11 protein-coding genes are annotated in these 14,667 nt (G+C 66.0%); 2 read left to right on the forward strand and 9 right to left on the reverse strand.

Features of this window, described 5'->3' with window-relative positions:
* On the reverse strand, positions 1–1,125 hold a 1,125-nt coding region (locus DTA22_RS13770), incomplete at its 3' end, for a PA domain protein (protein WP_112299765.1).
* A gap of 147 nt (positions 1,126–1,272) precedes the next feature.
* Positions 1,273–1,920, reverse strand: a complete 648-nt coding sequence (locus tag DTA22_RS13775; protein ID WP_052033746.1) for a TetR/AcrR family transcriptional regulator — start codon at positions 1,918–1,920, stop codon at positions 1,273–1,275.
* Positions 1,921–2,247: 327 nt separating this feature from the next.
* Between DTA22_RS13775 and DTA22_RS13780 the strand changes: the two genes are divergently transcribed.
* The gene (locus tag DTA22_RS13780) at positions 2,248–3,660 is read left to right on the forward strand and encodes an alpha/beta hydrolase domain-containing protein (RefSeq protein WP_112299766.1); all 1,413 of its coding nucleotides are present in this window, start codon (positions 2,248–2,250) and stop codon (positions 3,658–3,660) included.
* A 7-nt stretch (positions 3,661–3,667) separates the two neighbouring features.
* Here the strand turns inward: DTA22_RS13780 and DTA22_RS13785 are convergent, their stop codons facing one another.
* The 3 genes from DTA22_RS13785 to DTA22_RS13795 form a co-directional block, all read right to left on the reverse strand.
* The gene (locus tag DTA22_RS13785) at positions 3,668–5,170 is read right to left on the reverse strand and encodes an AMP-binding protein (protein ID WP_112299767.1); all 1,503 of its coding nucleotides are present in this window, start codon (positions 5,168–5,170) and stop codon (positions 3,668–3,670) included.
* Between the two features lie 78 nt (positions 5,171–5,248).
* Positions 5,249–7,747 carry an alpha-L-rhamnosidase-related protein gene (locus DTA22_RS13790; RefSeq protein ID WP_112299768.1) on the reverse strand — a complete coding sequence of 833 codons (2,499 nt, stop codon included), beginning with the start codon at positions 7,745–7,747 and terminating at the stop codon, positions 5,249–5,251.
* Between the two features lie 53 nt (positions 7,748–7,800).
* Positions 7,801–9,102: an MFS transporter gene (locus tag DTA22_RS13795; protein ID WP_128970066.1), complete on the reverse strand. Its 1,302-nt coding sequence runs from the start codon at positions 9,100–9,102 to the stop codon at positions 7,801–7,803.
* Between the two features lie 172 nt (positions 9,103–9,274).
* Here DTA22_RS13795 and DTA22_RS13800 point away from each other — a divergent pair, with 172 nt between their 5' ends.
* Positions 9,275–9,919, forward strand: coding sequence for a TetR/AcrR family transcriptional regulator (locus DTA22_RS13800; RefSeq protein ID WP_052033743.1), 645 nt, complete (start codon positions 9,275–9,277; stop codon positions 9,917–9,919).
* A gap of 255 nt (positions 9,920–10,174) precedes the next feature.
* On the opposite strand, the gene DTA22_RS13805 is transcribed toward DTA22_RS13800, so the two are convergent.
* The 4 genes from DTA22_RS13805 to DTA22_RS13820 all read right to left on the reverse strand — a co-directional run bounded on the left by DTA22_RS13805 (position 10,175) and on the right by DTA22_RS13820 (position 14,664).
* Positions 10,175–10,978 carry a DeoR/GlpR family DNA-binding transcription regulator gene (locus DTA22_RS13805; protein ID WP_245973432.1) on the reverse strand — a complete coding sequence of 268 codons (804 nt, stop codon included), beginning with the start codon at positions 10,976–10,978 and terminating at the stop codon, positions 10,175–10,177.
* Positions 10,979–11,073: 95 nt separating this feature from the next.
* A complete protein-coding gene (locus DTA22_RS13810; protein WP_112299770.1) occupies positions 11,074–11,850 on the reverse strand; it encodes a triose-phosphate isomerase family protein in 777 nt (258 codons plus the stop codon).
* Positions 11,851–11,857: 7 nt separating this feature from the next.
* The gene (locus DTA22_RS13815) at positions 11,858–13,573 is read right to left on the reverse strand and encodes a dihydroxyacetone kinase family protein (RefSeq protein ID WP_037243128.1); all 1,716 of its coding nucleotides are present in this window, start codon (positions 13,571–13,573) and stop codon (positions 11,858–11,860) included.
* The gene (locus DTA22_RS13820) at positions 13,570–14,664 is read right to left on the reverse strand and encodes a substrate-binding domain-containing protein (protein WP_112299771.1); all 1,095 of its coding nucleotides are present in this window, start codon (positions 14,662–14,664) and stop codon (positions 13,570–13,572) included. Before DTA22_RS13820 ends, DTA22_RS13815 begins: the two co-directional genes overlap by 4 nt.
* Between the last annotated feature and the right edge of the window lie 3 nt (positions 14,665–14,667).

Raw genomic sequence — 14,667 nt, forward strand, 5'->3', positions numbered from 1 at the left:
TGGTACCAGATCGTCGAGGTGCCGGGCCAGAAATCCCAACGTGCCGACGCCGTCCGCGAAGTGGCCGGTCGCCAGCACGATCATGATCGTGCGGGGAATCGATGTCCTGGGTAGTCGCGCGAGATACTGTGCAGCAGAGAGGATGCCGTACTGGCCGTTCTCCTCGAGGCCGTTCGTGCCGTCGGTGTGGGTGTGCAGCACCGTCAGTTCCTCGGACATACCGGGAATGAATCCGACGATATTGTTCGTGGTCACGTCCGCAATGTCGGCCTCGAGCACGATCGTGCCCACACCCGACGCCCCGGCACGCCTTTTCAGCTCCGCACCGGTGTCCCGGTCGACGTACAAGCTGGGGAACTCACGGAACACGCCGTCGTACGGGAAGTACTGGCCCGTCGCCCAGTGCTGGTTCAGGTCCAAGACGCCGATCGAGCCGATCGCCCCGGCGTCCTTCAGCTCCTTCAACCGATCAGGGACGCCGTTGAACCACGGTCGCTTGTAGAAGTCGAAATCGGAGAAGTTGCCTTGCGGGTCGTATACCGACCCCGGGTACTGCAGCGCCTTGAACGCCAGAATCGGCAGGGACGTCAGCGGAACATCGTAGACGGCGATCTTGCCGTCGAGCCGCGGCAGCCCCGCGTGGTTCGAGAACGCCTGGTCGTCCAGGTAGACCAGCTGACCCGACACACCGTCAGGGCCGGTGTTGCCGCTGTAGGGCACATACGACGGCGCCGGCAGCGACGTGCCGTCCACGCTCAACGCCCAGTTGGTGGCGAGCCAGCGTTTGAGGGAGACGCCCTCGAGGTGCACGTCGGACACGCCCGCCGCCTGCAACTGATCGGCCAGCGTCTGCACGTAACGTTCGTGCGCCGGGGATCCGGTTGCCCGCAATCCGATGTCGTCCAGTTCCTGCCCCCACGAACGGAACTGGGCTTCGGAGATGAACTGGCTCGGATCCACATTCGTGGCTGCCGCAGCATCCAAGCGGGCCGACGGCCATCCCGGTGCCGCGAAGGCCCGGGGCACGACGGTGCCGATGAAGGCGCCCGCGGCGGCAACTGCACCGCCGATCAGGACGCTGCGTCGGCTGAGCTTGGCGTGAACGCCGGTGTTGCGGTCGGGCATCGGCCAACCCTTTCGTGGTGCGGCACGCCGCGGCATCGGTGATGTCGGCCACGCTATACTCGACGTCGTCAATAATCAACACTATGTCGATTATTTTGCACGACACTCTCGTCGTGACGGGGAGCCGACCGGCTCAGGGGGCGGCGCTCAGACCGAAGTCAGGCCCAGCGTCCTCTGAAATGCGGTCGTGAGGGTGTCGACGAGACGTTGCTGCTCGGCGCGCGAGCCCGGCGCCAGCGAGTAGTCGTGGGCGGTGTGCCACAGCATCGCGAACAGCACTCTCGCCAGGTCCCTGGCTGCGGGCGGCGCCGGGGCGGCGGTCCCGGCCTGCTGCGCGCGTTCGATCGATGTGGCCACCTCGTCGAGAATGTCGTTCGTGATCCCGGTCCAGAAGGTGCGCAACGCCTCGTCGGACTCCACGAGCACCGTCATGGCGCGCAACACCGGCCCCAGTTCGCGCCACCGAGTCAGATAGCCCTCGATGCCTGCGCGGATGTCGGGGATCGTGCCGTCGGGTGCGGTGGTGAAGCCGGCGATCTTGCTCCGAATGTCGCCGCCCACCCGCTGAGCGAGGGCGAGTATCACCGCGTCCTTGGAATCGAAGTAGAAGTAGAACGACGACCGGGAAATGCCTGCCCCCTGAGTGAGGTCGGCGATCGTGATCGACCTCAGCGGTTTGGTGGGCAGCAGGTCCCACGCGGCGTCGAGAATGGCGGCCTCGGTCCGGTCGCCCTTGCTGGGTCCGCGTCGGCGCCCGCTCGCGACGGGTGGACTCGAACTCGCCGGACGTGCCATCGTGCCGCTCTCCTCACGGTCGGATCAGCCGACCTGCAGTGTGATGCTGTCGATAACTCTCGACAGAGGTACAGGCTAGCGCGACTCCCCGGCTCGACCGCTGAAAGCGACTGCCCACCCCGATGTCGCAGCGCAACGCACTCGACGGGCGCACATCCGAAAATTGTCGACGATGTGTTGATTATTGACGACACTCGATATACCGTGGTGTCCGCCTCCTCCCGCGCCGCCCCTCACGAACGAGGTCGATCGGTGTTCGATGCCGCTCTCGTAATCACCTGCCGCTCCTCGCGCCCATCTTCGACGAGACCGATGAGAGACCTCGATATGCCATTCACGACGAAGTTGTCCGCCGCGCTCGGGCATCCGCACCGTCTCGTGCTGATCGTGTTGGCCGTTGCCGTCATGATGGGCGCCGGGACGGCCGCCGCCGAGACACTCGACCGGCTGTCTTCGGCGGCGGTCGTAGACGGACCGATCCCCGCAGGGGCGGTGGGAGATCCGTCGCGGGCCTATCCGTTCGGCGCCTCGGTGACCGACGTCGCGGCGTACGGCTACGTCGAGGAAGAGTTCTTCTTCTCCGGGCACACTCCGGCCGGGCCCTACACCTCCCGGATGTTGGTGCGGCGACCCGCGGATCCGGCGAAGTTCAGCGGTACGGTCGTCACCGAGTGGCAGAACGTCTCCAACAACTTCGATCTGGACTGCCTGTGGGCGCGGTCGGCCGATCACCTGCTGCGATCCGGTGACGCCTACGTCGCCGTCGATGCCCAGACGGTCGGGGTCGACCACCCTGATACCGGCCTCACAGCGTGGAATCCCCAGCGCTACGACCGCCTCCGCCTACCTGCGGTCGGCACCTTTGTCGCCGAGCCCGCTGCGTATGAAATATTCGGTCAGGCACTGCGGCAGGTTCGCTCCCCCGACGGCGTCGCCCCACTGGGTGACCTGACGGTGAAGCAGCAGCTGGTGACTGGGTGCTCACAGTCGGCAGCGGCGCTGACGATCTATGCCAATACCGTCGGGCCGCTGTACGGCGCTGTCGACGGCTACCTGCTGACCGCGTTGAGCACCGCCTCGATTGGGCCCGCGACGCCTTCGGCCGCGTTGCCGCAGCCGGTCGCCGGAGCAGCGGGTGTGCCGGTGCTGCAACTGAATACCGAGACCGACTCGGCCCAGTTCCGCCCGCCGGACACCGATCGGTACCGGCTGTGGGAGGTCGCCGGCACAACACACTCCGACCACGACGCACAAACCTATCTCGAGGCCGTCGCCCGCCGTGACCTCGGCCGTGAGCCCACGCCCTATCCGTGTGCGGCGCCGCCATTGAGCCGGATCCCGTTCCGCAACGTGCAGAACGCGGCGCTCGACGCCGTGAAGAGCTGGGCGCGGGGCGGACCGGCGCCTGCGGTCCAGCCGCAGATGGACTACGCCGCGGACGGAACTGTCCTGCGCGATCGGTACGGCAACGCATTCGGCGGGATCCGCCTGCCCGAGTTCGCCGTCCCCGTCGCCACGAACAATCGGGACAACAGCGGAGGGGACGTCTGTTCCACCCTCTTCGGTCGCTCGGTTCCCTTCACGTCCGACGAACTGCACGCGCTGTACCCCACACGCCAGGACTACCTGACCCGGTTCGAGCAGGCCACCACCGCCGCGGTCGACTCCGGTGTCCTGCTCCCGGGCGACGCCCGCGACAGCGTGGACGCCGCCCGTGCCAGTGCAGCCATCCCCGAGTAGGCCGAGGTCAGGACGCCGGGGTCCGCAATCGAGCCTCGCGCAAGGCTCCGCGCCGTACCTTCCCCGCGTCGTCGCGCAGTGGGGTGTCGCTGAACTCGACGCTCCGGGGCAGTTTGTAGGAGACCAGTCGCGTTCGCAGGTGGTCGAGGATTTCGTCCTCGCTGACCGGGTGGGCTGATTGGACGACGGCGTGGACAGTGTTGCCGAGGTCCTCGTCGGGCAGCCCGATGACCGCGCAGGTGAGCACGGCAGAGTGTTCGGCGAGCGCCGACTCGATCTCGGCCGGGTAGACGTTCGCGCCACCGACCAGAATCATGTCGCTGATCCGGTCGGTCAGGTACAGGTAGCCGTCCTCGTCGAAATATCCCATGTCGCCCAGGGAATCCCATCCGTCCCGCGTACGAGCGTGGGCGCCGAGGTATCGATAGGTGGCCGGGGTTCCGGGTTCCGGCCGCATCCAGATTTCGCCGACCGTTCCCGCCGAAACGGGCTCGAAGGCGCCGTCGCGCACAGACATCGCACCGGATCCGACCCGCCCGACGGAGCCCGGGTGGGCCAACCACTCGTTGCCGTCGATCATGCAGCTGGCCTGCGCTTCGGTGCCGGAGTAGAGTTCCCACACCTTCTCCGGGCCGATCCAGTCGAGCCATCCGCGTTTGACCTTTTCCGGGCACGGCGCACCGACGTGCAGCACGGTCCGCAGCGTCGAGACATCGACATCGCGGCGGATTTCCTCGGGCAGTCGAAGGATGCGGCCCATCATCGTCGGTACGACGTACAGCCAGGTGACGGCGAACTCGGTGATCAGTCGGAGGGTCCGTTCGGCGTCGAATCGGCGCATCAGCACCACGTGGTGGCCCTGCAGCAAAGCCATCAGGCTGAACATGTTCGGTGCGTTGTGGTACATCGGCGCGGTGGTGAGTATGACCCCGTTGCGGTCGAGGCGAAGCGCGTCGGCGCGGCGGAGCACGCCCTCGATTGTCGCTTGCTGACCGGAGACGATCAGTTTGGGAGTTCCGGTGCTTCCTCCTGAGGTCGGTGCTTTCCATGCCGGAGAAACGATGTCGGGTAACGGCGCACCGGATTCCTGTGAGACGTCGGCGTCGCCGTCGAACCACGGCCGGCCGTTCGGTGGTTCCAGTCCGACGACCAGTGCCGGGTCGGCGACCTCGAGTATCCGCTCCATCTCATCCCGGGGAAGCCGGTGTGACAGTGGCTGCGGGATGGCGCCGAGCTTCCACGCCGCGATCGACGACTCGAGGTGCCGGATGCTGTTCGGAAGAGCAATCGACACCATCGATCCGGCGGTCACCCCGAGAGCGGCGAAGCGACGAGCCAGTTGGTTGGTGCGGCGGTCCAGTTCGCTACGGGTGATGGTGTCCGTGTCGTCGGTGACCGCCGGTCGATCGGGTTCCTCGAGGGCGAGTGCCGTCAGCCGGGCCGGCGACGAAACCGTGGCGTGCGCGATCGGGTTCCTGCTCGGGTCCGTGTGCTGTGCATTGATGGTCATCTACGCGTTTCTCTTTTCGTGGTTCTGCGCCTGGACGGCAGCGCGGTAGTCGATTGCGTCTTGATCCGCGGTGGGGGGTCAACCGCCGCAGGGTGTGTCCGCGCGGGAGAGTTCGTGCCGGCCGGCAGACAGCAGAAGGTCGGTGCCGTCCGGGTGGACGACGCGGAACGGGACCGGGCTGTCGATGCGCAGGAAGGTCTCTGACCAGTCGAGAGTGATCGATCCGTGGGGAGTCGGTACCGTGCCTCTGGCTGAGGGCAGCAGGTCGTACCGGGGTGCGACTGTGGCGTCATCGAAACCGGGTGATGCGGGGGTGACGCCGAGGATGTACCGAATCAGGCTGACCGTGGGGTAGGAGCTCCAGCCGTGGCAGGGTGTGCCGAAGCCCCAGCATTCTCCGAAGGTGTCGTAGCCGTTGGCGAGAAAGGCCGACCACTGTCGGATGCTGTGCAGCAGTTCGTCGTGCGCGCCGAGTTCGTGCAACGCATCGTGTACCAGTGCGCTGCCGAACGGTTCGGCCCGCATGATCTCGTTTTCGGTGTCCCAGTCGATCTGCTGGATACCCAGCAGATGCAGCCGGCGACGCTCCGGAGAGTAACGACCCGGTTCACCGATCCAGTTGCGGTAGACACTGCGGTCGTCGAGCGTGAGTGCCGCGACGATGTCGGCGTGCCGCTCGAGCGGCGCGAAGCCCGACAGGACCGCGCAGCTGTTGGCCAGCTGCGACGTCGCGTCAAGGCCGTGTTCGCTGCCGATGTGGTCTCTGTAGACGCGACGGGTGGGGTCCCAGAACCGTTCGAAACCAGCACGAATCCGTGCGTGTCGATCCATGGCCCAGTCCGCATCACCGGTGTTTCCGATGGCCCGGCTCATCTCGGCGAACTCGGTCAGTGTGCGCCCGAGCATGCCGTTGAGGATGGAGCTGTACCCGTCGAGGAAGATCGCACTCCAGTCCGCAAGATTCCATTCGGGTGTGTAGCCGACGAGACCGGTGGCCGGGTCCTGATAGGCGAGGTACCAGCTGATGATGCGGGAGACCGTCGGCAAGGTGGTGCGCACGAACTCCAGATCACCGGAATACCGGTAGTAGCTGTAGAGTCCGTGCACCCAGTACAACGACCAGTCCGGGATCGTGACGTTGTCGATGTACTCGAGGTCGGCGGCAGCCGCCATCGGAAGGATCCCGTCGCCGCGGGGGGAATTGGCCACCTCGAGACTCCGGCGGACGAGCCGCCAGTCGTCGGAACACGTCAAGTGCACCAGGGCATGGACGTACAGGTCACCGGTCCATGCTCGCTGCTCGCGGGTGGGACAGTCGACGAAGGCGTCGTGCGAATTCAAAACGGCGGTCCGGCGTCCGGCGTCGTAGATCCGGTTCAGCTCCATGTCCGAAGACGAGAATCGGGCGTCACCGGTGAGCTGATAGAGATCCTCACGCACCGCGAAGTCGCGCAAGCTCACCTCGGCATCGCGATCGGTTTCGATCAAGAGGTAGGCGTAGCGGAAGCCGTTCTTCTCGAGCGCCCGGAAGGTGGAGTGGCCGGGTTTCTTGACCCAGATGCTGCCGGCGACATGCTGATTGGGGTCGTCCGGGGTGAAGGTGACGGCCTTCTCGGTGAGCGCCGTACCGATCCGCGCCTGCTCACTCGACGTGGCCGACACTGTGACATATCCGCAGACGATGCGGCCCATGTCCACCGCGACGAGCGCCGGCCGGTCCGCAGACACCGACAGCGTCGCACCCCAGGCGTACGCGGTGAACTCCGGTGCGCTCGCGTCGGCGGTGAGCTGTTGAATGCGGTACAGCGGCGCCAGCGCATCTACCGCAGCTGACGCGATCGTCGTCGCACCGGCCGACACCGGGGTGATGTTGTCACCGTCGAGTGTGCCGATCGGCCGGGGAAGCAGCCGCCCGTACGGCATCGTCGGTGGCTGGGAGCGGGCGAGTCCGCCCATGTGGTTTACCGCTCGCACCTCGGCAAACTCAACCCGCCCGGGTCGGTGTGTTTCGTCGAGGCATTCGAACGGTACCCGGGCCCGGCTTTCCGTCGCGGGCAGCGTCGACCACTGCCCGAGTATTTGGGTGGACCAGTCGCCGTCAGTGACGAGCCAGTGATCGCCGTCGTGGGCTTCGAAGACCAGGGTTGCCCGGTCGCCGAGGCCGGAACCCTGCCGGGCGGGTGCCCAGATGGAGTTGGGGCGGCCGTAATACGTCACGATCACCTCGACTCGGTTCTCGCCTGCAATGACGAAAGGTGCGAGGTCGTGGTCGTCGAAGTGCAACCGGTCCGGCTGGGATCGGACCGGACCACGGCCCACCGTCCGCCCGTTCACCAGCAGGACGTACCGTGAGTCCGCGGTCAGCCGGGCGGGGAACGTCTTCGGCGCTTCGGCGAGGTCGAAGGTGTGCGTGAAGAGCACGCGTTCGAAAGGGTGCCGGGGAGTATCCGGTGTGATCGCGGTCCGCTGCGCTGGTTCTTCGCCGGCGGGGGCGGGCGCAGAGATCCAATGGCCCTGCCATTGCACCGGCCACGCGCGTCCGCCGGTCGCCGAGGGCGCGGCATTCAGATCGGGCATTGCACTCTCCTGATCATTGTGTCGAATTCCGTTGGTGTGCAGTGCGGCACGGATCAGTCCGCGGACGTGGCCGCCGGTGCCGGTGCAGGTTCGGGGGCGGGCTCGTCGAACTCGGTGTGGTGGCCCCGGCGGCCGAAGACCAGCGCTGCGGCGGTGACCCCGAGGAGGATGGCAACTGTGAGGAACACGAACAGGTACCGCGGCCCTTGTTCGACTATCCAGGGCGTGACACCCGCCAGTGCGGCGGCGCCGAATCGGCCGGCGGCGATGATGGTTCCCTGCCCGGTGGAACGCAGCAGGGTGGGGAACGACTCTTGCGCCCAGACCTTCATGATCGCCTCGAAGGCGAAACCGTAGAAGAAGTACACCAGCAGACTCTTGATCAGCAGAGTCACGAAAGTGACGCCGAAGACCGCGGGGATAGCCATGGCGACGACACCCATCGTCGCGCCGAAATAGAACCACTTCATCCGATTGGGGCCGTCGACTGTACGCATGAACAAGAATCCCAGCGCGATGCCGATCGGATTGCCGATGAGCGTGATGGTGGCCTGTGTGGAGACCGGCATCCCCGCCACATTCACCATGAGGTAAGTGCCGAACTGGCCGTTGGTGTTCGCCGCGAGGTTGGTGAACATGTAGAAGATCAGCAGGGCCGCGAACGAGTGCGCATACGGTGGGCGCAGCAACTCCCGCAGGCTCGCCTTCGGCTGTGTCGACGGGTCCTCACGGTGTGCACTCCTGGCCAGGGCGGCTCGACGCCAATCGGCGGACTCGGGGATGCCGAGCCTGAGGACGAGGACGACCAGGGCGACGACACCGATGTGGCCGTACAGGATCTGGCCTCCGATCAGCCCATGGTCACCGACCAGGGCACTCAGACCGAGGCTTCCGAGAACACCCAGCTTCCAGAGGATCTGCGAGAAACCGAGCAGCTTGCCCCGGTTGTCCTGCGCGGCCGCCTCCGCGACTGTCGCCAGCGATACCGGCAAGTCGGCCCCGGTCCCGAAGCCGATGAGGCAGGAGCCCACCACCAGAAGCGTGAAGTCCCGCCCGAAGACCAGCAGGGCCGCACCGACGGCGATCATCACCATGGTGGCCACGAAGACCCGCTTGCGACCCCACCGGTCGCCGACCCGGCCGCCCACGATCGCGCCGACGCCGATGAAGCTGGTCAGCAGGGCCGACAGCACACCCACGTTCGCCGCGGTCAGGCCGTAGACATCCTGGTAAATCACCAGTGCCACACCCGACGCGGTGATGGCGGCGGCGTCGATATAGGACGCCATCCCGGCGACGAAGGCCACCCACCACGGCTTGGGTGACGCCGCAGTGGGACGTTGGGTTGGGAACATGACGAGTTCTCCTCGCTGGTCGGGTCGGTACGCACCGATCGCCGGTATGAAACGATTCAATTTCCGTGTGGCCTGGACCACATGTCGACGTTTTTTGAGAGCATACTTCGAACGGAGTGCACTATCAATATCGATTTGAGAAGATCAGGAGCAACAGAGTGGAGAGGAGCACATGGTGCGGATTGACGAGCCGGTCGCCGGACTTCGCGAGCGCGGCCGCGTGCACCGCATGAATCTCATCCGTACCGCGGCGCAGGAACTGTTCGCCGAGAAGGGATACGAGCAGGTCACCACGCGTGAAGTTGCGCAACGTGCCGGCGTCGGCGAGGCGACTCTCTTCCGCTACGTGCATCGAAAGACGGAACTGCTGCTACTGGTCGTCGGGGACCGAATCGCCGACTCCGTCGATCGCCTGATCGCGGAAGCCGAATCCGGCTCGCGCAGTGACGGGCGGTCCTATATCGATCGGATCTATCGCATCTACGACGGGCGTGCCGAGCTCTACCTCACCGATCCGGACAACGTCACCGCGTTCGTACGTGAAGGCCTGGATTCGTCGTCGAGTTTCAAGGCCGAATCCATGGTGTACGGGGACCGCATCATCGCCGCAGTTGCCGGGATCGTCCGCGAGGGCCAGCAGGCCGGGCAGCTGTTCGGCGGTGTCGACGCCGCCACTGTTGCCCTGAACTGCAATGGCTTCTACGTCCACGAGATCACACGATCTCCGGCGCGTCACTTCACGCTGGAAACCTTTCCGAAGCGGCTGCGCGCCCGCTTGGCCGCTCAGTTGGAACCGCTTGTCGTCGAACGCCCCTGACCGATCGGATCGCGGAACGTGATGTCGGGCGCGCCGGATAAGCGTGTGTGCCGGAAATGAAACAAACCGATTGGCCCGTTTTCTGGTAACGTCTGCTCCGTCATGGTGGTCACATGACGACGCGGACGTCTCGGGCACACGAGTCGGTTCACGCGAGGGGTGGAGTGCAGGTGTCGCCCGAGCTGCTGGTTGGGCGGCACCTGCACCCAACGTCGCCGGGGCCGACGGAGATTCAGCGCGGGACGGTGAAGGCCGCTAGTGGCGGCGAGGCGGTTTCGCGACGACGACGTCGTTGCCGGCATCACGAAGTCGATCGATGTGTTCTTGATTTGTTGCCGCGTCGACGATGACCGTGTCGAAATCGGACAACGGTGCCATCGCGTGGAGTGCGCGTTGGTCGAACTTGGTGTGGTCGGCGTACAGCACTCGCTTCTGAGCGGCCTCGAACATGGCCCTTTTGACCTGGACCGTCTCGTGATGCTGATGGAAGCAGACGTCGCCGATGATCGCCGGGGTGGACATGAAGAACACGTCGGCCCGCAGGGCCTGCAACGCGGAGATGGTGACCGCCCCCATGTAGGCGTCGCACCACTGGTAGTACTGACCCCCGGTGGAGATGAGGGCGATGCCTTCCTGGTCGTTGAGGGTGGTGAGCACTCGTTGCGAGTTGGTGATGACGGTCAACGGGCGGCGCTGTGGCAACAGGTCGGCGAGGGCGAGTCCGGTCGTGGAGTCGTCCAGGATGACTGCCTGCCCGGGCTCGACCAGCTCGAAGGCAGCGTGGGCGATCGCCTGCTTCTCCGGTTGGTGTTGCCGGGTCCGGTATTCGATGCTTGCCTCGACGAGGCTTGTCGCGACGGCGGTGACGCTACCGCGCGACTTACGCAGGATGCCCTTGGCGGCGAGAGTATCGAGGTCCCGGTGAATCGTCATGACGCTGACGCCGAAACGGTCGGCGAGCTCTTCGATACGCATGGACCCGGCGCGAAGCACGAGCTCGGTGATGGCGTCGTGTCGTTCACTCTGGTTCAGGTTCTCCGAGCGTTGGGCACTGGTCATGCGCTTGTTCATCCGCCTTTCCGTTCCGCCTGCGGATCCGGCTGGGCGGTGCGCGCCGGATCCGCAGGTCTCGGTATCGAGGGTAGTCGAGCGGTCTATCCTGGCCGCCCTGCAACTTCGCGGACGATCTCGGTGATCGCTGCCCGGAGATTGCCGGTGTCGTGCACGAACCGGCCGAAGAAGAGACCGTCGACGGCGTCGGCGATCTGTGGATACAGCCCGGGTCCGGCGCTGCCGCCGTACATGAGCCGGGTCCGGCCACCGCGCTCGCCGGTGACCGCGCGCAGGCGCCGGGCGATCTCGACGATGCGCTCGGGTGACGCGGGTGTGGGTGCACCGATGGCCCAGACGGGCTCGTAGGCGAACACGAGATCGGTGGTGTCCGGGATCGCCGCGACGACCGGATCGATCTGGCGGCGGCACGCGGCCACGGCCTCGTCGACCGATTCCTGCGTCGCCTCACCGATGCACACGATCGGGGTGATGTCCCTCCGGACGAGGGCTTCGGCCTTTCGCGCGGTGGTCTCGTCGTCCTCCCCGAACAACCGCCTGCGTTCGGCGTGCCCGATTGCTGTGACGGTGCAGCCGAGTTCCTCCAGATCTGCGGCCGAGACCTCCCCGGTGAACGCGCCGCGATCCTCCCAATGCACGTCCTGGGCCCCGTAGTCGATCCGGCTCCCGCAAAACACCTCCTGTGCGGTCGGGATCGACAGGAACGAGGGCAACACGAACACATCGAGGATGTCGTCGGCGTGCAATTCTTCGACGATCTCACGCAGGCTCTCGAGCCAGAATCGGGTTTGTGCGGGTCCGAAGTACATCTTCAGACTCACACCCACGATGGCGCGCTCGGCGACGTTCCGGGACGTCATCGTGCGCCTACTTCTCCGCTTCCGACCCGACAGTGCGGGCACACAGGGCCAACGACACGGCTCCCGCGTCGGGATGCCCCACGCTGCGCTCAGCCAGTGGACGCGCCCGCCCGAGCCGTGGTGAGAGTTCGGCGGTGGCCTCGGCCGCGGCAGTCGCGGCCTCTGCGGCCGCCGCCCACAATTCGTACCCGTTGTGCGTGCCGCCGGCCTTCTCCTCGAGGGTTCGTACCAGGGGGTCGAGCGCGTCGACGAGGGTTTTGTCGCCTACCTTCGCCCCACCGGCCTCGACGACCGCATCCAGTGCCGCGCGGGCGGCACGAACGACGTCCGCCGTCGACACCGCCCCCGTGTCACTGAACTCGCCACCGGCGGCGCGAAGCCCGAGCCCCCACAGAGCCCCTGATGTTCCGCCCGCCCGCTCGGCCCAGGCATCTCCGGCGACGGCCAGTACCGTCGACGCCCCAGCCCCTCGCGCAAATGCATTCTCGGCGGCATCGAACGCTGCACCGGAGCCGCGAGCCATTCCGAAGCCGTGGTCGCCGTCGCCGGCGAAGGAATCGATGCGGCCGAGTTCGGCTTCGGAATCACTGAGGGTGTGGGCGATCCGGGACAGGGCGGCGACAATGCGGGCGGCGGAGGACCGGGATTCGTCTGTCGCAGTGGGGAGTACGTCCGCGGACGCCGCCGGAACGGCCGCCTGGCCGGCCTCCCGTCGTTCGGTCGGCACGGCCGCACCGCATCGCATTGCGGGGGTCTGCGCCGGCGCGGTCCACAACGTTTCGAGTTCGTCGTCCAGCCAGCAGACGGTGAGCGAACACCCGGCCATGTCGAGGCTGGTGACGTATTCGCCGGCGATGGGGGCGATCAGTTCGAGCCCGCGGTCCCGCAGCAGCGCTCCGACATGTTTCCAGAGTACGAACAACTCCTCGTACTTGGTCGATCCGAGGCCGTTGAGGAGCACTGCGACGCGGTCGCTCGCATCAGCGGGTGCGGCGGCGAGAACCTTGTCGACGAGCATCTGCGCGAGTCCGCTGGCATCGGTGAGCGGCTCGTTCGAGACACCCGGCTCGCCGTGAATGCCGAGACCGACACCCATCGTCCGGGGTTCGACGGTGAAGAGTGGCTCTTGCTTGCCGGGCAGGGTGACCCCGGCGAACGCGACGCCCAGGGATCGGGTGCGGCGGTTGCCGGTCTCGGCGATGCGGACCACTCCGTCCAGGTCGTATCCCGCCTCGGCGGCGGCACCAGCGAGTTTGAAGACGACGACGTCGCCGGCGATTCCGCGTCGCCGTGCCTCCTCGTCGGCCGTTGCGCTCGCGATGTCATCAGTCACGGCCACGACCCTGGTGGGGATGCCTTCGGCGGTCAGTTGCTTCGCTGCGGCGCCGAAGTTCAGCACGTCACCGGCGTAGTTCCCGAAGCTGAGCAGAACGCCGCCGCCGTGGGAGGCTTCGCGGGCGACGTCGACGACCCGCTTGGTCGGCGGCGAGGTGAACACGTCACCGATCACGGCGCCGTCAGCGATCCCGGATCCGACGTAGCCGGCGAAGGCGGGATAGTGCCCGGATCCCCCACCGACTACCACCGCCACCTTCCCCGATGCGGAGGCGGTCGACCGGACGACGCCGCCGGTCACCGGTCGCACGAACTCGGCGTTGAGGTCGCAGAAACCGGCGAGTGCATCGTCGACGAACGCCGTCGGCTGCCCGAATACTTTGGTCATGGGTTGATCCGTTCCTCGTTGGCGATGTCACCGGACTGGAGGTTGGCCTCGATCAGCTGCGGGAGCTGCTCGAGGAAGGCATCCTTTTCGGTGACAACATTTTTCGTGTACTCGTCCACGGTGTCCTGCGTGATCGCAGGCATCGTGTAGGTGTATTCCTTCTCGACCGGCCCGCCGTCGATCACGCGCTTGGCGATTGCCAGTCCGGTGGCCATCTCGACGCGCCCGTGTTGGAGCGACGAACCGATGAAGGCCCCGTTCTTCACTGCAGCCAGCCCGTCCTGGATGCCATCGATTCCGACGACGGGGATGTCCTGGTTCGCCTCGGACAACGCTTGCACGGCGCCGAGCCCCATGTCGTCGTTCTCGGCGACGATTCCGTCGATCTGTCCACCGAAGCTCGACAGCCAGTTCTTGGTCTTGTTCACCGCCTCGTCGCGTTTCCAGTTCGCCGTGTCCTGCACGAGCACCTTGATCCCTGGATATCTCGCCAGAACCGAGTCGATTCCCCGGGTGCGGTCCAGCTCGGGTGAGGACCCGAGAGGGCCCTGGAGGATGACGATGTTTCCGTTGCCTCCGAGGCGCTGGGCCATCATCTCCATCTCCTGGGCGCCGGCGGAGACGTCGTCAGGAAGAACGGATGAGGTGATTGCATCCTCGTCGGACAGGGTCGTGTTGACTGCGAACAACGGGATTCCGGCATTCTTCGCCGCCTGAATCTGCGGCCCCAGCGAGTCGGCTTGCACCGGGACGATGATGATCGCGTCGACACGCTGGTTGACCAGTTGATCGACTTGAGTGGCCTGGGTCGAAACATCGTTTCCCGCCGAGTTCCACAGCAATTTGATGTTGTTCGCGTCCGCGTACGCCTCCATGCCCTCTTTTCCCTGGGCAATGAACGAACTCATGTCGTAGACGGTGACACCGACGCGGAGCTTGCCGCTCTTGGCGTCCTCGTCACCTGCCCCGCACGCTGTCGTCGCGACCAGGAAGAGACCGAGAAGCAGCGCGGCGATCCATCGCACTCGCAGTGGCGCCTGCGTCAGGAGCCCGGGTGACCGTCCCTGTCGTGGAGCAGTGTCGTGTGTCATGTC

Source organism: Rhodococcus wratislaviensis (assembly GCF_900455735.1).
Taxonomy (GTDB): Bacteria; Actinomycetota; Actinomycetes; order Mycobacteriales; family Mycobacteriaceae; genus Rhodococcus_F; species Rhodococcus_F wratislaviensis.